Annotated in this window: 18 protein-coding genes and 1 rRNA gene; 4 read left to right on the top strand and 15 right to left on the bottom strand. The window is 70.5% G+C overall.

The window, feature by feature from the left end; translation table 11 throughout:
• Positions 1–6 precede the first annotated feature (6 nt).
• The gene (locus ACWCPI_RS05270) at positions 7–981 is read right to left on the bottom strand and encodes a LuxR C-terminal-related transcriptional regulator (protein WP_451036845.1); all 975 of its coding nucleotides are present in this window, start codon (positions 979–981) and stop codon (positions 7–9) included.
• A 176-nt stretch (positions 982–1,157) separates the two neighbouring features.
• On the opposite strand from ACWCPI_RS05270, the gene ACWCPI_RS05265 reads away from it, so the two are divergent.
• On the top strand, positions 1,158–1,349 hold the full coding sequence (locus ACWCPI_RS05265; protein WP_451036844.1) for a hypothetical protein: 192 nt from the start codon (positions 1,158–1,160) through the stop codon (positions 1,347–1,349).
• 110 nt (positions 1,350–1,459) lie between these two features.
• Here the strand turns inward: ACWCPI_RS05265 and ACWCPI_RS05260 are convergent, their stop codons facing one another.
• The 5 genes from ACWCPI_RS05260 to ACWCPI_RS05240 all read right to left on the bottom strand — a co-directional run bounded on the left by ACWCPI_RS05260 (position 1,460) and on the right by ACWCPI_RS05240 (position 7,224).
• Positions 1,460–3,160: a uroporphyrinogen-III synthase gene (locus tag ACWCPI_RS05260; protein WP_451036843.1), complete on the bottom strand. Its 1,701-nt coding sequence runs from the start codon at positions 3,158–3,160 to the stop codon at positions 1,460–1,462.
• On the bottom strand, positions 3,157–4,152 hold the full coding sequence (hemC, locus tag ACWCPI_RS05255) for a hydroxymethylbilane synthase (protein WP_451036842.1): 996 nt from the start codon (positions 4,150–4,152) through the stop codon (positions 3,157–3,159). Before hemC ends, ACWCPI_RS05260 begins: the two co-directional genes overlap by 4 nt.
• Positions 4,149–5,894, bottom strand: coding sequence for a glutamyl-tRNA reductase (locus ACWCPI_RS05250; RefSeq protein ID WP_451036841.1), 1,746 nt, complete (start codon positions 5,892–5,894; stop codon positions 4,149–4,151). The genes hemC and ACWCPI_RS05250 overlap by 4 nt, the downstream gene beginning before the upstream one ends.
• Positions 5,891–6,652, bottom strand: a complete 762-nt coding sequence (locus ACWCPI_RS05245; protein WP_019753576.1) for a redox-sensing transcriptional repressor Rex — start codon at positions 6,650–6,652, stop codon at positions 5,891–5,893. The genes ACWCPI_RS05250 and ACWCPI_RS05245 overlap by 4 nt, the downstream gene beginning before the upstream one ends.
• Before the next feature lie 284 nt (positions 6,653–6,936).
• Positions 6,937–7,224, bottom strand: a complete 288-nt coding sequence (locus tag ACWCPI_RS05240) for a glutaredoxin family protein (RefSeq protein ID WP_451036840.1) — start codon at positions 7,222–7,224, stop codon at positions 6,937–6,939.
• A gap of 162 nt (positions 7,225–7,386) precedes the next feature.
• Between ACWCPI_RS05240 and ACWCPI_RS05235 the strand changes: the two genes are divergently transcribed.
• From ACWCPI_RS05235 to ACWCPI_RS05225, 3 genes are all read left to right on the top strand, one after another.
• Positions 7,387–8,307, top strand: coding sequence for an HAD family hydrolase (locus ACWCPI_RS05235; protein WP_451036839.1), 921 nt, complete (start codon positions 7,387–7,389; stop codon positions 8,305–8,307).
• 367 nt (positions 8,308–8,674) lie between these two features.
• Positions 8,675–9,448 carry an ECF subfamily RNA polymerase sigma factor, BldN family gene (locus tag ACWCPI_RS05230; RefSeq protein WP_388810066.1) on the top strand — a complete coding sequence of 258 codons (774 nt, stop codon included), beginning with the start codon at positions 8,675–8,677 and terminating at the stop codon, positions 9,446–9,448.
• Positions 9,449–9,697: 249 nt separating this feature from the next.
• Positions 9,698–10,942 (top strand): DUF5667 domain-containing protein, encoded by a 1,245-nt coding sequence (locus ACWCPI_RS05225; protein ID WP_451036838.1) that lies wholly within the window; start codon positions 9,698–9,700, stop codon positions 10,940–10,942.
• 138 nt (positions 10,943–11,080) lie between these two features.
• On the opposite strand, the gene ACWCPI_RS05220 is transcribed toward ACWCPI_RS05225, so the two are convergent.
• From ACWCPI_RS05220 to rrf, 9 genes are all read right to left on the bottom strand, one after another.
• Positions 11,081–12,142 (bottom strand): lysophospholipid acyltransferase family protein, encoded by a 1,062-nt coding sequence (locus ACWCPI_RS05220; protein WP_451036837.1) that lies wholly within the window; start codon positions 12,140–12,142, stop codon positions 11,081–11,083.
• A gap of 14 nt (positions 12,143–12,156) precedes the next feature.
• Positions 12,157–13,218, bottom strand: a complete 1,062-nt coding sequence (locus tag ACWCPI_RS05215) for an NAD-dependent epimerase/dehydratase family protein (protein WP_388810072.1) — start codon at positions 13,216–13,218, stop codon at positions 12,157–12,159.
• Positions 13,219–13,475: 257 nt separating this feature from the next.
• On the bottom strand, positions 13,476–13,574 hold the full coding sequence (locus ACWCPI_RS05210; RefSeq protein WP_003948845.1) for a 30S ribosomal protein bS22: 99 nt from the start codon (positions 13,572–13,574) through the stop codon (positions 13,476–13,478).
• A gap of 157 nt (positions 13,575–13,731) precedes the next feature.
• Positions 13,732–13,944, bottom strand: a complete 213-nt coding sequence (locus ACWCPI_RS05205; RefSeq protein WP_004984898.1) for a helix-turn-helix domain-containing protein — start codon at positions 13,942–13,944, stop codon at positions 13,732–13,734.
• Positions 13,945–14,073: 129 nt separating this feature from the next.
• Entirely contained in the window at positions 14,074–14,889 is an 816-nt protein-coding gene (locus ACWCPI_RS05200) for a phosphatase (RefSeq protein ID WP_451036836.1), read from the bottom strand.
• Between the two features lie 130 nt (positions 14,890–15,019).
• The gene (locus tag ACWCPI_RS05195; RefSeq protein WP_451036835.1) at positions 15,020–16,192 is read right to left on the bottom strand and encodes an acetoin utilization protein AcuC; all 1,173 of its coding nucleotides are present in this window, start codon (positions 16,190–16,192) and stop codon (positions 15,020–15,022) included.
• Positions 16,143–17,381 (bottom strand): MFS transporter, encoded by a 1,239-nt coding sequence (locus ACWCPI_RS05190; protein WP_451036834.1) that lies wholly within the window; start codon positions 17,379–17,381, stop codon positions 16,143–16,145. Before ACWCPI_RS05190 ends, ACWCPI_RS05195 begins: the two co-directional genes overlap by 50 nt.
• 60 nt (positions 17,382–17,441) lie before the next feature.
• Positions 17,442–18,116, bottom strand: a complete 675-nt coding sequence (locus ACWCPI_RS05185) for an HAD family hydrolase (protein WP_451036833.1) — start codon at positions 18,114–18,116, stop codon at positions 17,442–17,444.
• A 78-nt stretch (positions 18,117–18,194) separates the two neighbouring features.
• Positions 18,195–18,289 (bottom strand): 5S ribosomal RNA (rrf, locus tag ACWCPI_RS05180); the annotation flags it as partial.

The raw sequence follows: 18,289 nt of genomic DNA, 5'->3' as shown, positions 1-18,289 counted from the left end.
AAACCCTCAGCACCAGCCCCGCTCCCGGGCCAGCAGCGCCGCCTGGAAGCGGTTGGCGGCGTGCAGGCGGGTCATCAGCGAAGCGATGTGCTTGCGGTACGTTCGCACGGAGATGCCCAGCTCCCGCGCCCCGCTCTCGTCCTTCTCCGCGGTGTACAGGGTGCGCAGGATCCGCCGCTCGATCTCGGTGGGCGCCTCGTCGTCCCGGGTGGGCAGCTCCTGCGCCGTCGCCCACATCCGGTCGAAGAGGGTGACCAGGGTGGCGACGAGGCCGGGTTCGCGGGTGAGCAGCGCGCCCTTGGCCGTGTCGGCCGGATCGATGGGCGTGAGGGCCGCCGCGCGGTCACAGATGATCATGCGTTCCAGGGGCAGGTGCGAGATCCGGATCTCCGCCCCCTTCGCCGCGAGCTCCCGCAGGTACGACAGCGTGGGCGGGTCGTCCAGCGCGGGTGCCGCCATGAGCGTGCGCATCCGCACCCCACGGCGCAGCACCCGCAGGTCGACGGGCCGGGTGTGGCCCGCGGACTCGGGCGTGATGATGCCCCTGGGGTTGGTGGTGAGGCTCTCGGTGCGCGCGAAGAAGGTCAGTTCGTCGATGACGGCCCGTACGGCCGCCATGCCCTCGATCCGCCGCACGGTCGGCGCCTGGGACGGCACGGACGGCGCTGCGGTCGCCGCCTCCCGCTCCGCGCGCAGTGAGTCCACGATGCCCTCGGCCTCGGCTGCGTCCTCCAACTCGCCCCGCAGCCGGTCGAGCCGGCGCTCGATGAGCCGCTCCACCGCCCGCGCGGGCGGCACGGGCCGCAGTGCCCCGGTGTGGGTGCGGGTGGCGATCCCGAGCTCGACGAGCTGATCGGCGGTCTCCCCGCGGACATCGGCGACGGCCCGGTCGGGAGCCGTCACGCCGTCCCGCAGGAGCCGGCGGTAGGCGGCCTCCTCGCGGGCGCTCACCCCGAGGAACCGAAGTGTCGGCTGTGTCATGGGCCCCCCTGCGCACCACGTGGTCTCGATCCCGCCGCCGTGGGACGGCGCACGGGCGTGCCGGAAGCGGCCGGAGCGGGCTGCAGCAAGCTGCACGTTCTCCGTCTCGCCGACGGGTGGGCGGGACGGCAGAGTTTCTTGCTCAAGGAGCCGTCCGCACCACCGGGGAGAACGCCATGAGCAACCACTCCAGCCGCCCGAACTCCGTCGTCCCGCTCGCCGCTCTCCTGGCCGTCCTGGTGGGCGCCGAAGTCGCCGTGATCGCCGGCGACCTGGGCGACGGCGTCCGCTACCCGCTCGGCGGCGTCATCCTGGCCGGCCTGATCCTCGGCGCCTACCGGCTGGGGCACGCCCGCACGTCCCGCTGACCCGCTCGCCCCGGCGAGAGCACGCAGACGGGCGGAAGGGCCCGCCCCCGGATCACCGGGTGCGGGCCCCCTCCCGTCGGACCGCGCTCAGCGGACGACCGGCTCCCGGCTCAGGTGGCCCGGCGCCGCCGGGCCCCCGGCCTGCGCTCGCTGGGCCGGGTCACCGCGTCACCGGCCGCGAGGGCGGCGGCCCGCCGCTTCATGCCGAAGTCGGCCAGCGCCTCCGCGAGCTTGTGCACGCTCGGTTCGGGAGCCATGACATCGACCCGCAGCCCGTGCTCCTCGGCGGTCTTCGCCGTGGCCGGGCCGATACAGGCGATCACCGTCACGTTGTGCGGCTTGCCGGCGATACCCACGAGGTTGCGCACGGTGGACGACGACGTGAAGAGAACGGCGTCGAAGCCACCGCCCTTGATCGCCTCCCGCGTCTCCGCCGGCGGCGGCGAGGCCCGCACGGTCCGGTAGGCGGTGACGTCGTCGACCTCCCACCCGAGCTCGATCAGCCCGGCGACCAGCGTCTCCGTGGCGATGTCGGCGCGCGGCAGGAACACCCGGTCGATCGGGTCGAACACCGGGTCGTACGGCGGCCAGTCCTCCAGCAGACCGGCGGCCGACTGCTCACCGCTCGGCACCAGGTCCGGCTTCACACCGAACGCGATCAGCGCCTTGGCCGTCTGCTCGCCCACCGCGGCGACCTTGATCCCCGCGAAGGCCCGGGCGTCGAGCCCGTACTCCTCGAACTTCTCCCGGACCGCCTTGACGGCGTTCACCGAGGTGAAGGCGATCCACTCGTAGCGGCCCGTCACCAGGCCCTTGACCGCCCGCTCCATCTGCTGGGGCGTGCGCGGCGGCTCGACGGCGATCGTCGGCACCTCGTGCGGCACGGCACCGTAGGACCGCAACTGGTCGGAGAGCGAAGCGGCCTGCTCCTTCGTCCGCGGCACGAGCACCTTCCAGCCGAACAGCGGCTTGGACTCGAACCACGCCAGCTGGTCGCGCTGGGCGGGGGCGGAACGCTCACCGACCACGGCTATCACCGGCCGGCCGCCCTCCGGCGACGGCAGCACCTTGGCCTGCTTCAGGGTCTGGGCGATGGTCCCCAGGGTCGCGGTCCACGTCCGCTGCCGGGTCGTGGTACCGGCGACCGTCACGGTCAGCGGTGTGTCGGGCTTGCGGCCCGCCGACACCAGCTCCCCGGCGGCCGCGGCGACGGCGTCCAGCGTCGTCGACACGACCACGGTCCCGTCCGACGCCCCGACCTCGGTCCAGCAGCGGTCCGAGGCCGTCCGCGCGTCCACGAACCGCACGTCGGCGCCCTGTGCGTCGCGCAGCGGCACCCCGGCGTACGCGGGCACGCCGACAGCCGTGGCCACGCCGGGCACGACCTCGAACGGCACGCCCGCCGCGGCGCAGGCCAGCATCTCCTCGGCGGCGTACGCGTCGAGGCCGGGGTCCCCGGACACCGCACGCACGACCCGCCTGCCGCCCCGTGCGGCCTCCATGACAAGATGTGCCGCATCCCGCACCGCGGGTACCTCAACGCTTTTTGACGTGCCGTCAACGAGCGTTGGGCCAGGAGGCGTGCCCGGTAGCCGGTCCGGCGACGCACCGGTCTCCGTGTGCACGACCGCGACGGATGACCGAGCGTGCGTCCGCACCACGTCGAGCACGTCGTGCTCGGCGACGAGTACGTCCGCGTTCGCCAGCGCCTCGACGGCGCGCAGGGTCAGCAGTCCCGGATCCCCGGGTCCGGCACCGAGGAAGGTGACGTGCCCGTGTTCGAGGCCGGCGGGAAGAGTGGTGGGGCTCACTGTGCTCGCTCCCCCATCAGACCGGCCGCACCCTGCGCAAGCATCTCGGTGGCGAGTTCGCGACCGAGCGCCAGCGCTTGGTCGTGCGTCTCGGGCACGGGACCGGTGGTGGACAGCTGCACCATGCGGGTGCCGTCGGTCGTGCCGACGACGCCGCGCAGGCGCATTTCCTTGACAATCTGCCCGTCGGCCTGGGAGACCCCCCGCTCGAACGGAGCCGAGAAGAGGGGAAGGTCGGCCAAAGCGCCCACGGGGGCGCTGCAACCGGCTTCCAGGGCGGCGAGCAGGGACCGCTCGGCGGTCACGGCGACCCGGGTGAACGGGTCGTCGAGTTCGCCGAGCGCGGCGATCAGGTCCGCGTCGTCCGCGGTGCACTCGATCGCCAGGGCCCCCTGGCCGGGGGCGGGCAAAACGGTGTCGACCGACAGGAAGTCGGTCACTTCCTCGATGCGCCCGATGCGGTTCAGGCCGGCCGCGGCCAGCACCACCGCATCCAGCTCACCGTCGTGCACGTACCGGATCCGCGTGTCGACGTTCCCGCGGATGGGCACGGTCTCGATGTCCAGCCCGTGGCCGCGCGCGTACGCGTTCAGCTGCGCCATGCGGCGCGGCGAACCCGTACCGATGCGCGCCCCGCGCGGCAGGTCGGTGAACTTCAGCGCGTCCCGGGCGACGATGACGTCCCGGGGATCCTCCCGGACCGGCACGGCGGCCAGCGCCAGCTCCTCGGGCTGCGTGGTGGGCAGGTCCTTCAAGGAGTGCACCGCGAAGTCGACCTCGCCCCTGAGGAGCGCGTCGCGCAGGGCGGTCACGAACACGCCCGTGCCACCGATCTGCGCGAGGGCCTCACGCGAGACGTCACCGTACGTGGTGATCTCGACGAGCTCGACGGGCCGTCCGGTCACCTGGCGCACGGCCTGCGCGACCTGCCCGGACTGGGCCATGGCGAGCCTGCTGCGCCTGGTGCCGAGCCGTAGTGCCTGCTGAGTCATCGTGGGCCTCGGTTCTTGTCGGTGCTGTCCTCGGCGCGCGAGACGGAGGCCACCGTCTCCTGGTCGAGGTCGAACAGGGTCCGCAGCGCGTCCGCGTATCCGGCGCCGCCGGGCTCGGCCGCGAGCTGCTTGACCCGGACGGTCGGCGCGTGCAGCAGCTTGTCGACCACCCGGCGCACGGTCTGCGTGATCTCGCTGCGGTGCTTGTCGTCCAGGCCGGGCAGCCGCCCTTCGAGGCGGGCGATCTCGCTCGCCACGACATCGGCGGCCATGGTGCGCAGCGCGACGACGGTCGGCGTGATGTGCGCGGCCCGCTGCGCCGCCCCGAAGGCGGCGACCTCGTCGGCGACGATCCGGCGGACCTGATCCACGTCGGCCGCCATCGGAGCGTCGGCGGAGGCTTCCGCCAGCGACTCGATGTCGACCAGCCGCACCCCGGCCAGCCGGTGCACGGCCGCGTCGATGTCCCGCGGCATGGCGAGGTCGAGCAGGGAGAGCACCGGCGCGGGGCGGGGCGCCTCGACGACGGGCTCGGGCTTGCGGCGCTCGGGGATCCGGCCGACCGTGGCCACGGTCGCGGCGAGCGCGGTGATCAGCTCGGCGTCGGCCTCGGGGCTGCGCCGGGCGGCCTCACGGCGGTCGACCGCGCCGCCCGCCGCCCAGGCCGCGTGCTGCTCCAGGGTGGCCGCGTCCATGCCGGCGACGGCGGCCTCCCCGTGCACGGAGAATCCTCCCTGCACGGCGGTCAGATCCAGCGGACAGTTCTCGTCGGAGCCGACGCTGGTGGGCGGCAGCGGCGTCTGGGGTACGTCGGTGACGTCGGCGTGCGCCCTGGCAGCCGGCGCCCTGCCCGTCGTACGAGCGCCGCCGTCGGCCGCGTCGAAGGCGACCGGCCGACCGGTACGGCCCTCCACCGCCGAGGCGACGGAGGCGGCCGTGAGGACCAGCCCGGTCGCTCCGGTGCAGGAGACGACGACATCGGCACGTGTCAGCTCGACCGGCACCGACTCCATCGGTACCGCGCGGGCGGACACGTCCGTGTCACCGGCCTCGCCGAGGATCTGCGCGAGACGCTCGGCACGGTCGAAGGTGCGGTTGGCGACGACGACCTCGGCGACACCGGCGCGCGCGAGGGTGGCGGCGGCCAGGGAGGACATCGACCCGGCGCCGATGACCAGCGCCTTCTTTCCGCCGGCCCACGCCGCGACGTCGGTCCCGACGGCCAGCTGCTCCAGGCCGAAGGTGACCAGGGACTGTCCGGCGCGGTCGATGCCGGTCTCGGAGTGGGCGCGCTTGCCGACCCGCAGGGCCTGCTGGAACAGGTCGTTCAGCAGCCGGCCCGCGCTGTGCAGCTCCTGCGCCTTGGCGAGCGAGTCCTTGATCTGCCCGAGGATCTGCCCCTCGCCGACGACCATGGAGTCGAGCCCGCAGGCCACGGAGAACAGATGGTGGACGGCCCGGTCCTCGTAGTGCACGTACAGATACGGCGTGAGCTCGTCGAGCCCCACCCCGCTGTGCTGGGCGAGCAGCGTGGACAGCTCGGCGACACCGGCGTGGAACTTGTCCACGTCGGCGTACAGCTCGATCCGGTTGCAGGTGGCCAGCACGGCGGCCTCGGTGGCCGGCTCGGCGGCGACCGTGTCCTGCAGCAGCTTGCTCTGGGCGTCCGCGCTCAGCGCCGCCCGCTCCAGGACACTGACCGGGGCGCTGCGGTGGCTCAGGCCCACGACGAGGAGACTCATGCCGGCATCACGGCGGGTACGTCCCCGTCGGGCCCCTGGTCGGCGGAGTCACTGCGGGCGGCGGCGGTCTGGACGCCACCGTCGGAGGCGGCTTCCTCACCGGCCTTGCGCTGCTCGTGGAAGGCGAGGATCTGCAGCTCGATCGAGAGGTCGACCTTGCGCACGTCGACGCCGTCCGGAACGGACAGCACGGTCGGCGCGAAGTTGAGGATGGAGGTGACGCCGGCGGCCACGAGCCGGTCGCAGACGGCCTGGGCGGCACCGGCGGGAGTGGCGATGACACCGATGGACACGCCGTTGTCCTGGATGATCTTCTCCAGGTCGTCGGAGTGCTGCACGGGGATCCCCGCGACGGGCTTGCCGGCCATGGCGGGGTCGGCGTCGATGAGCGCGGCCACCCGGAAGCCTCGGGAGGCGAACCCGCCGTAGTTGGCGAGGGCGGCGCCGAGATTGCCGATACCGACGATCACAACCGGCCAGTCCTGGGTGAGCCCCAGTTCACGGGAGATCTGGTAGACGAGATACTCGACGTCGTAGCCGACGCCCCTGGTCCCGTACGAGCCGAGGTACGAGAAGTCCTTGCGCAGCTTCGCGGAGTTGACCCCCGCCGCGGCCGCGAGCTCCTCGGAGGAGACCGTGGGGACCGAGCGCTCCGACAGTGCGGTCAGGGCGCGCAGGTACAGCGGAAGCCTGGCGACGGTGGCCTCGGGAATCCCTCGGCTGCGGGTCGCCGGTCGGTGAGTTCGGCCAGTTGCCACGGTGCTCCTGCGGGTAGAGCGGGGCTGTAGGCGGTCACACGTCCCTACATGACCGCCCCGTCGAATGCAGGCTATGTCTTTGTGAACGCGTGCACAAAGATGGTGTCCGATTTGCCCGCCCAACGTGACCGGGCTCACGCAAGCCCGGCGCACTGATCTGGAACCGGCGCATTCGCACCACCGATCCTCAACTCTTGGGGGCAAAACCGCACACTCTCCTCAACGATCCCCGCCCCCGAGACCAAGTCGCCGTCGATCCTAAGCCAGTTTCCGAAGCAGTTGGACTAGTCGGTCAGTGCTTTGCGGAGGCGATCTTCGTTCACACGCCAGAAGGTGTGCTGGGCTCCGTCGACCAGGACGACGGGGATCTGCTCCCAGTACTGGTCGTGGAGTTGAGGGTCCTGGGAGATGTCCTTCCACTCCCACGGAACCCCCAGATCACCGCACACCTTCTCGATGACGATCTGTGCGTCATCACACAGATGACAGCCGGGCTTGCGGATGAGAGTGACCAGCCGGTCCTGGGGCGCCTTGGCCGCGCCGCGACGGAAGAAGGGGCTCATGTCAGCCATTCTCCCGCGGCACGCCCGACACCGAGGACCCACGAAGCCACCGGCGAACCCGGCGCTCCCGCCCGGTGGCGTCCGTCCTTCGGCGACACGGTCGCCGAGAGTTCACATGCTTCGAACCTCCGCAGTCCAGAAGCTCCGAACAAACTGGCTATGCTCACGGTCATGGCCGCTCTCGGATGGCTCACTCCCCGTAGGCGTTCCGCCACGGCGCGGAGTGTGTTGGCAGGCGAGGCCTCTGCGGAGGCAGCGCGCAAGTCGTCGCAGGAGACGACGGAGGTCACCGACCGGGAACCGGAGTTCCCGGTACTCGGCGACACGAAGGCCGCCGCCTTCTTCGACCTCGACAACACCGTGATGCAGGGCGCCGCCCTCTTCCACTTCGGGCGGGGCCTGTACAAGCGGAAGTTCTTCGAGACGCGCGACCTCGCCAGGTTCGCCTGGCAGCAGGCGTGGTTCCGGCTCGCCGGGGTCGAGGACCCCGAGCACATGCAGGACGCGCGGGACTCCGCCCTCTCGATCGTCAAGGGCCACCGGGTCTGCGAACTGATGTCGATCGGCGAGGAGATCTACGACGAGTACATGGCCGAGCGCATCTGGCCCGGGACACGTGCCCTCGCACAGGCGCACCTGGACGCCGGCCAGAAGGTGTGGCTGGTGACGGCGGCCCCGGTGGAGATCGCCCAGGTGATCGCCCGCCGCCTTGGACTGACCGGTGCGCTCGGCACGGTGGCGGAGTCGGTGGACGGCGTCTACACGGGCAAGCTGGTCGGCGAACCGCTGCACGGCCCGGCCAAGGCCGAGGCGGTCCGCGCCCTGGCCGCCGCCGAGGGCCTGGACCTCGCCCGCTGCGCGGCGTACAGCGACTCCCACAACGACATCCCGATGCTGTCGCTGGTCGGCCACCCCTACGCCATCAACCCCGACACCAAACTGCGCAAGCACGCCCGCCGCCTGGACTGGCGCCTGCGTGACTACCGCACGGGCCGCAAGGCGGCGAAGGTCGGCATCCCGGCGGCCGCCGGAGTGGGCGCGGTGGCGGGCGGCACGGCGGCGGCCATCGCCCTGCACCGCCGACGGCGATGACAGTCGGACCCTCAGCCGTCCGGGGGCGTGGCCTGGACGGCGAGTTGACCACGCCCGGCCGAACGGCCGATCCGCATCCCCTACCCCGGTGAGCCCGTGTCCAGTCCCCTTGGCTGCACACGGCCACAACACGCCCCGGAGTCAGCCCGAACCCGGACGCGTTCGATCAACAACCGATCACTCTCCGGCACTTGATCGACCGTCAATCGGTTACAGAAGAGACGCAATCGGTGATTTGAGCAACTGGGCGTAGCAGTGCCTGCACGAAGCGTTATTCTCCTCAGACGCAAACCGGTACCCCTCCGTCGCTACGACGGGTGAACGGTCCCGCACTGCACGTGATGGAAGCTCTGCCTCTGGGAGTCCCGTGTACCCACACGTCGGGGTTGACGCCTCGGGCCTGGCTACGCTGCGCGCATCGGTCCAAGACCTGTTGCGCGGCTTCGTCCCCACCGCGTACGCCGTCCCCGCCCTCGCCGTAACCACCGCGCCCGTAGGCCCGTGCTACGCGCTCGCCGACGGCGGCGCCGCCGTGAGCAGACGGGGGCGCTCAGCCGGCGCTGCCACCGCCCGGCGGCCTGCCGCGGACAGCGACAGCGCCCGCATGATGGATCTCGTCGAACGCGCACAGGCCGGCGAGGCCGATGCCTTCGGCCGCCTCTACGACCAGTACAGCGACACCGTCTACCGCTACATCTACTACCGGGTCGGAGGGAAGGCCACCGCCGAGGACCTCACGAGCGAGACCTTTCTGCGGGCCCTGCGACGCATCGGCACCTTCACCTGGCAGGGCCGGGACTTCGGCGCCTGGCTCGTCACCATCGCCCGCAACCTCGTCGCCGACCACTTCAAGTCCAGCCGCTTCCGGCTGGAGGTGACCACCGGCGAGATGCTCGACGCCAACGAGGTCGAGCGCTCACCCGAGGACTCCGTCCTCGAATCACTCTCCAACGCCGCCCTCCTCGACGCCGTACGCCGGCTCAACCCTCAGCAGCAGGAGTGCGTCACGCTCCGCTTCCTCCAGGGCCTCTCCGTCGCCGAGACCGCCCGCGTCATGGGCAAGAACGAGGGCGCCATCAAGACCCTCCAGTACCGGGCCGTCCGCACACTCGCCCGGCTGCTGCCCGACGACGCGCGCTGAGCGCGTCACCCCACCGTTCCCCTACTCTGTGCAACTTCAACTCACGGTCGGTGAAAGTCCGTTGACTTCGCGGTCCGTTCATCCTCCGTCCGTAACCGAAGTGCCGCGCCGCTCGTTGTGCGGGATGCAGGCTCCCTGTGGTCACTCCCTGGCCGACTTCGATCACTCGATCGTGTTCATGTGGTCAGGGCGTGCAACCCTCAGGACCCCCTGGGGAGTCGACCGTCATCACGAGAGGAGGTGCCGCCAGTGATCGCGAACGTATCGGCACACCGGCGGGCGAACGCCTTCGCCCAGGCCCTGGAGGAGCTGACCGACCGGGGCCCGGCGGCCGAGCAGGCCGGGCAGCCCGATGGATCGGCACCGGCACCGGCTGCTGCGGAACAGTCCGAGCAGAGGCGTCTGTTGGCCCTCACCGAAGGCCTCGGCGAGTTGCCGAAGCCCGTGCTCGACCCCGAGGTCAAGGTCGTCCAGCGGGCCCAGCTCGTGGCCGCGATGGAGGCCATGCTGCAGGAGGGCACCGCGGCGGGCGAAGCGGGCCCGGCGCTGCCCGGGCAACGTTCCGACCGGGCGCGAGGAGCTCACCGGGCTTCCCCGCTGGGGAAGTTGAAGCCACGCTCGCGGCTCGCCAAGGGCCTCACCGCGGGCGGGCTGAGCGTCGGAGTCGCGGCGGGAGCCTTCGGCGGGGTCGCAGCGGCGAGTTCCGACGCGCTGCCCGGCGACTCCCTCTACGGCCTCAAGCGCGGCATCGAGGACTTCAAGCTCAACGTCCTGGCCGACGGCGACGACGAGCGCGGGCGAAGCTACCTCGACCAGGCCTCCACCCGGCTGAGCGAAGCCCGGCGGCTCATGGAGCGCGGCCGCGGCGGAGAGCTCGACCACGAGTCGCTCACCGCGATCCGCCGAGCCCTGTCCGGCATGCAGCACGACGCCTCGGAAGGGCATCGCCTGCTGCGCGAGGCGTACCAGCGCGACCCGAAGTCCCTGGGCCCCATCCAGGCCCTCTCCGCCTTCTCGCGCTCGCACCGCGCGGCATGGGGCAGTCTCCGTGAGCGGCTTCCCCTTCAGCTCGGAGACGTCAGCGACAGGGTGTCGTCGGTGTTCGACGCCATAGACGAAGAGGTCGCCCCGCTCCAGTCCCTGCTCCCGCAGCCTCCGGCACGGGACGGCGACGGCAAGCGGCGCGGTGGTTCCGGATCGGCGTCGACCGGCACGTCCGGCTCCGACCGCTCGGCCCGCCCCAGCACCGGCAGCGGCTCCACCGGCGGCAGCCACTCCAGCAGCCCGAGCAAGTCGGCCGAAGGCTCCGGCAGCGAGAGCGAGGGCCTGCTCGGCGGCAGCACCGGCGGTCTGCTCGACCCGCCGAAGGACACCAGCAGCACCGGCACCTCACCGTCCACGGCCACCCCGAGCAGCGAACCCGCGGTCACCCTGCCGCCCCTGCTCCCCGGCCTCCTGCCGGGCCTGGGCATCGAGGGCGAGGACGCGAACTAGCCCTGGCGGAACAGCCGGCCGTACGGCGATGGGGGCGCCCCTTCTCACGGGGGGCGCCCCCATCGCCGTACCAGGATCCAGTCGTCCCGACCGGGCAGCAGCCGTCCAGCCGTCCGGACCGTCCAGCCGTCTTGACCGTCAGAAGAAGACCGACCGCCGCTGTACCAGCAACTTGTACAGCGTGTGCTGGATCTGCTCCCTGACCTGGTCCGTCAGGTTGAACATCAGCATCGGGTCCTCGGCCGCCTCCGGCGGGTAGCCGTCCGTGGGGATCGGTTCGCCGAACTGGATCGTCCACTTCGTCGGCAGCGGGATCGCGCCGAGCGGGCCCAGCCACGGGAAGGTCGGGGTCAGCGGGAAGTACGGAAAGCCCAGCAGCCGGGCCAGCGTCTTGGCGTTGCCGATCATCGGGTAGATCTCCTCGGCCCCGACGATCGAGCAGGGAATGATCGGCGTGCGCTGCCGCAGCGCCGTCGAGACGAAGCCACCCCGGCCGAAGCGCTGAAGCTTGTACCGCTCGCTGAAGGGCTTGCCGATGCCCTTGAATCCCTCCGGCATCACGCCGACCAACTCGCCCTGCCCCAACAGCCGCTCGGCGTCCTCGCCGCAGGCCAGGGTGTGGCCCAGCTTGCGGGCGAGTTCGTTGACCACCGGCAGCATGAAGACCAGGTCGGCGGCGAGCAGACGCAGATGCCGGCCCGCGGGATGGTGATCGTGCACCGCGACCTGCATCATCAGGCCGTCCAGCGGCAGTGTCCCGGAGTGGTTGGCGACGATCAGCGCGCCACCCTCGCTCGGGATGTTCTCGACACCCTTCACCTCGACCCGGAAGTACTTCTCGTACACCGGGCGCAGCAGGGACATCAGGACCTGGTCGGTGAGCTCCTCGTCGTATCCGAAGTCGTCGACCTCGTAGTCCCCGGTGAGGCGGCGGCGCAGGAAGGCCAGGCCGCTCGCGACACGCCGCTCCAGGCCGCCGCCCTCGTCGTCCTGGGGCGTCGCAGGGACCGACTGCTCCTCACGTGTCACAGGAACATCATCCTGCGCGAAGGGCCGTCCCGGGAGGGGCTGGACCTCCCGCACCAGCGCGGATTCACCACTCTTGCGCCGGTTCCCCACGCTCCGGCGCCGCTGCGGCCGCTGCGCGGCGCTCCCGCGGGACCGGTCGTCGTCGAACGGAATGACCTTGGCGTCCGCCATCGTTGATGCGCTCCTCAGTTGGCGCTCTGCGTCGGGGGGTGGCCGCCGCCCAGCACGGGCAGCGCGGCGATCCGGTCGACGGCCCCCGCAAGGGCCTCCGGCGGCAGCAGACCCGCTCCGCGGCTGCGTGCGAACTCCGCGAAGGTCTCCGCCGTCGTGAACTTCGGCTTGAATCCGAGCGTCTCTCGCATCTGGTCCGTCGCCACGACCCGGCCATGGGTGAGCAGCCGGATCTGCTCAGGTGAGAAGTCCGACATACCCAGCGTACGCACCAGGGACCCTGCCCAGGTGACCGCGGGAAGCAGCAGCGGCACGGTGGGCCGGCCCAGCCGCCGGGAGCACTGCGAGAGCAGCAGGACGCCGTCGCCGGCGATGTTGAAGGTGCCGCTGTTGAGCGTGCCCCGCACCGGCTCGTGGGAGCCGATGCGCAGCACCTCGATCACGTCGTCCTCGTGCACGAACTGCAGCCGTGGGTCGTAGCCGAACACGGTCGGCAGGACCGGCAGTGAGAAGTACGACGCCAGGGGGGTGTCCGCGGACGGTCCGAGGATGTTGGCGAACCGCAGCACGCACACGGCGACGTCCGGCCGCCGCCGCGCGAAGCCGCGCACATATCCCTCGACCTCCACGGCGTCCTTGGCGAAGCCGCCGCTCGGCAGGGACTTGGGCGGGGTGGTCTCGGTGAAGACGGCCGGGTCGCGGGGCGCGGACCCGTACACGTTCGTACTGGACTTGACCACGAGCCGCTTGACGGTGGGGGACTTCTGGCAGGCGCCGAGCAGCTGCATCGTCCCGATGACGTTGGTCTCCTTGACCGTGGTCCGGCTGCCGCTGCCGAGCGCCATCCCGGTCACGTCCATGTGGACGACCGTGTCCGCGCCGCTTTCGGCGAGCACCCGCGCGATGGTGGGCTGCCGGATGTCGGCCTGGATGAAGTCGGCACCGCCCAGGTGGTGCTCGGGCGGCACGGCGTCCACGGCGACCACCCGGTCCACCTGGGGGTCACGCTGGATCCGTCGTACGAACCGGCCCCCCAGTTGACGGGCCACTCCGGTCACGAGCACGACCTTGCCCAAGATCAGCGCCTTCCTTCCAGCACTCGTACCCCTGCCGAGTTCCCCGTGTGCGGCCAACTTAGCGGTTCGGCGTCGCGCTGTGATGACCGCCCACTGCGTGAAGTGACGAGATTTCCCTGCGTACGACCGGACAGCCCAAGCCGTCGTCCAGGCCTACGCACACGGTCCGGCCGAACGCACACGAGCTCGATACGAGTGTGGCCCCCCACCGTGCGGTGGGGGGCCACAGAAGACGCCGCCGCTTCTCGCGGCGTCGCTTACTTCTTGTTGCGACGCTGAACGCGCGTGCGCTTGAGCAGCTTGCGGTGCTTCTTCTTGGCCATCCGCTTGCGCCGCTTCTTGATAACAGAGCCCACGACTACCCTCGCTCACTTCTCATCACTCGGTGTTTGGGCGCCATGGGCCCACACGACCTACGAGGGGCTAGCCTACCCGCCCGAGCGCTGAGGTCGTAATCGAGGTGGCTCGGGGGAATCCTGAACAGCCCTGAGGATCCCCCCGCGCCCACTGCCGTCAGGCGGTTTCCACCCCCACATAACTCTCGCGGAGGTATTCGTGAACCGCTTGCTCGGGGACACGGAAGGACCGCCCCACCCGGATCGCGGGCAGATGACCGCTGTGCACCAACCGGTACACGGTCATCTTCGACACTCGCATCACCGAGGCGACTTCCGCCACGGTAAGGAACTGAACCTCGTTCAGAGGCCTCTCGCCAGCTGCAGCCATGACACACCTGAACCTTCCGCACTCGACGGCCACCGGCTTCCCCTTCCGGTGACTCTTCGTCGCTGCGTGCTCACTCCCCAATGTAGGGGCCAGTGATGCGAGTGGGGAAGAGGTGCACCCATCGGCGGCCTACTGGGACAGACACGCTCGATTGAGTACGTAGCGGGTAAGCGGCCGGTAGTAATCAGACCGCACAGCGTCATCAAGTGGAACGACGACGGACACCACCCCCTCGGCCTGACCCACGAAGAGCGCGGGGTCATTCGTATCGGCCAGACCAATGGCCTCAAACCCCAGCTGACCTGCTCCGCAGACCCAGCCGTGGTCTCCGATCACCAGCTCCGGCAGCGGCCCGCCGGCCTCCGCCGCAGCGGCCAGCGCGGTACGAACCGGCAGCGGTGAATGGGTGTGTGCGCCGGGCTCACAACCGGGGCGTAAGGCACCGGGTTCCCGCACCAGCGCGACTCCTCGTACGTAATCAAGGTTGTACGTACGTAGGCCGAACCGGGTCGTTATGTCGACACGGCGACCCTGCGCAGGGGTGAGGACGGCACATCCCGCCGCCGACAGAGCGTCCGCCAAGGCGGCGTAGAACCCGAGCAGCTGATGCGGGTGCCCGGTACCGATCAGCACTGGCGCCCCGCGCCGGCCGACAGCACCGACCCGTTCGGCAAAGGCATCGAGACCGGTCAAAGTCCGCCCCGGATCAATCACATCCTGACCGGAAACACACGTCAGATCGGCTGAAACCCCACACTTCTCCGCCATCAACGCCACGAGATCACGCTGACCCCAGCCTCCCTCAGGATCTAGCCCGATGAGCACCCGCGGATCCCGAGCGGCGAAAAGACGATAGCTCCGAAGGCTCTCCTCCCGGGTGGTGGTCACGCTCCCGGCAAGCCGAGCGGCCAGGAGATGGGCACGGAGAGCTCCGCTACTCAACACGTGAGCGATGGTGACGGATGGGGCGATCAGAACGGGCGGGAACGAGAAAACACCGCACGGTCGGACTAGCGACCGCTACCGACGGCCCCCGCCGGCGGGCGGCCCGCCCATCCCCCTCCCAGGGCCCCGCCTAGGCCAGCAGCCCGCGCAACGGGAACACGGCCTTCCGTGTTGCCAGGACCGCCTGATCCAACCGATCGGCGGGGTCGTACCCCGCCTCCCAGCCTGCCCATGACACAGGCCATCGCCCATCGGTCATCCGCGCCGGACCCAACTGCCTGGTCCGGGCGAAGACCTCCTGGCGCCAGCCCTCCGGGATCATCGTCTCCGGCTCGATCGCCCGCCCCGCCGCGATCGCCACCAGATGCGTCCACGACCGCGGCACGACCTCCACCACCGCGTAGCCACCCCCACCCAGGGCGACCCACCTGCCTCCCGCGTACTCGTGCGCCAGATCATGGCAGGCCATCTGCACCGCCCGCTGTGCGTCCAGTGACACGGCGAGATGCGCGAGCGGATCCTCGAAGTGCGTGTCGGCCCCGTGCTGTGTCACCAGCACCTGCGGCCGGAAGTCCGCGATCAGCTCCGGCACCACCGCGTGGAACGCCCGCAGCCACCCTGCGTCACCGGTGCCGGCCGGCAACGCCACGTTCACAGCCGTCCCCTCCGCGGACTCGCCGCCGGTCTCCTCCGGCCACCCGGTCTGCGGGAACAACGTCCGGGGATGCTCGTGCAACGAGATCGTCAGCACCCGCGGGTCCTCCCAGAACGCCGCCTGCACCCCGTCCCCGTGGTGTACGTCCACGTCGATGTACACGATCCGCTCGGCCCCCAGCTCCAACAGCCGGGCAATGGCCAGCGAGGCGTCGTTGTAGATGCAGAATCCGGAGGCGCCCCCCGGCATCGCGTGGTGCAACCCACCCGCGAAGTTCACCGCGTGCAGCGCCTCACCGCGCCAGACGGCCTCCGCCGCCCCCACCGACTGCCCGGCGATCAGCGCGGACACCTCGTGCATCCCGGCGAAGGCGGGATCGTCCAGGGTCCCGAGCCCGTACGACTGGTCGGCCGCCCGCGGATCCGCCGAAGCCGCCTTCACGGCCTCGATGTAGTCCTCCCGGTGGACCAGCCGCAACGTCGAATCCCCGGCCGGCTGCGCCGCCACGACGTCCAGGTCCTTGTCCAGCCCGAAGGCGTCGACGAGTCTCCTGGTCAGGGCGAGCCGGACCGGGTCCATCGGATGGTCCCGGCCGAAGTCATAGCCCGTTACTGCCTCGTCCCACATCAGCTGTGCGCGGCCGCTCATGCAGGTCACCGTATCGGTCCGGTTGAGCGGCGAACGAGCGGGCGTACACAAGCGTCACCAGCACCAACACCATCGGCACCAGCATGGCCGCGCGATAGTTCCAGGCATCGCCCAGCGCACCCACCAAGGGCGAACCGATCAAAAAGCCGACGTAGTTGAACACATTGATCCGGGCAATGGCCGCATCCGAAGCACCCGGGCCGTACTTCGCGGCAGCGAGCCGCCCCGCCGCCGCGAACGTCTGCGGCACCAGCACACACAGCCCGAGCCCGAGCAGCGTGAAGCCCAGCATCCCCACCCAAGCCCCCGGCGCACCCGCCACGACCGCGAACCCCACGGCCGCCACCAGCGCCCCGACCCGCACCACCACGACAGCCCCGAGCCGCCGCACCCCGAAGTCCCCGATGGCCCGCCCCAGCAAGGTGGTGACCATGTAGACGTTGTACGGCACGGTGGCCAACTGCTCCGAGCTTCCCAGCACGTCCTGCAGGTACTTCGCGCTCCAGTTGGAGACGGTCGAGTCCCCGATGTACGCGAAGGTCATCACCAGACACAGCGGCAACAACACCCCGAAGCCGACGAGCCCTTTTCCCTCGGCACCCTCCGCCGCACCACTGCCCGCTCCCCCACCAGCCCCGTCGACGTACCACCGACTCCCCACCAGCGCGGCCGGCAACAACACGACGACGACCGGCAGATACGACACGACCAGCGCCAGATCCCAGTGCGCACCCGCCCACGCCAGCGAGGCCCCGACGATCCCGCCCAGGCTGTACACCGCATGGAAACCGAGCATGATGCTGCGCCCGTACGATCTCTGCAGGCTCACCCCGAGCATGTTCATCGAGGCGTCGAGCACCCCCACGGCCAGCCCGAACACGGCGAGCGCGATCCCCAGCTCGACCATCCGCTCACCGGCCCCGACCCCGAGCAGCGCCAGGAGCACGACGGGCTGGGACCACCGCAACAACCGGCTCGGCGGTATTCGCTTCACCAGCCGCTCGGTCGCCACACTCCCGACACCGGCGACGATCGGTACAGCGGCCAGAAAGGCCGGCAGCAGCGCGTCGGAGACCCCGTACCGGTCCTGGATGGCCGGAATCCGCGTCACGAGCAGGGCAAAGGCGACTCCCTGAGCAAAGAACCCGAACGCCAACGAGGCCCTACCGCGCCGCAGCACATCAGTCATGGCGGCGAGCGTAGGGCCCCGCGGTACCGGTGGGTAGATCCAGCCAAAGATGAATTCTTCTCAACTTCGGCGACTACCGTGGTCCCCGGCGGATGCCAGCAGACCGGCCAACTCCCCCATGCTTGCGAAGAGCCGAGTGACCCCCGCCAACTTCGCGGCAGGCGTCATGGCTGCGAACCCATACACGTCCATCCCGGCCGCCATCGCCGCCTGCACCCCGAGCGGACTGTCCTCGACGACGACACACCGCTCCGGCGCGACCCCCATCCTCTCGGCCGCGTACAGGAACAGATCCGGCGCCGGCTTCCCTCGCCCCACGTCCTGTGAGCTGAAGATCCGCCCGTCGTCGAAGAACCGCGAGAGCCCCGTCGTCCGATGCCCCACCCGGATCCGCTCATGACTCCCGGACGAGGCCACGCAGTACGGCACCCCGTCCCCCGCCAGCTTCTCCAGTACGTCCACGACCCCGGCCACCGGCTTCAGCTCCCGCTCGAACGCCGCGAACACCCGCGCATGGAAGACATCGTCGAAGTCCCCGGGCAACGCCCGCCCCGTCCGCTCCCGAACCAGATCATGCACCCGGTGCATCGCCGAGCCCATGTAGTCCCGAATGGAGTCCTCGTACGACGTCGGGTGCCCGACTTCGGTGAGATAAGCGGCGAGAAGCCGGTTGGAAATCGGCTCACTGTCGACGAGCACACCGTCGTTGTCGAAAATGACGAGGTCATAGCGCATGCCTACGAGCCTAAGCGGTACGCAAAACGCAGAAAGCCCCCGTGCCGGTATCCCCGGCCGGGGGCTTTCTTAAAATTTGTTCGGCGGTGTCCTACTCTCCCACAGGGTCCCCCCTGCAGTACCATCGGCGCTGTAAGGCTTAGCTTCCGGGTTCGGAATGTAACCGGGCGTTT

It is taken from the genome of Streptomyces sp. NPDC001920 (assembly GCF_053594495.1).
Note: the sequence above shows the minus strand (reverse complement) of the source record. Positions and strands in the feature narration are given on the sequence as shown.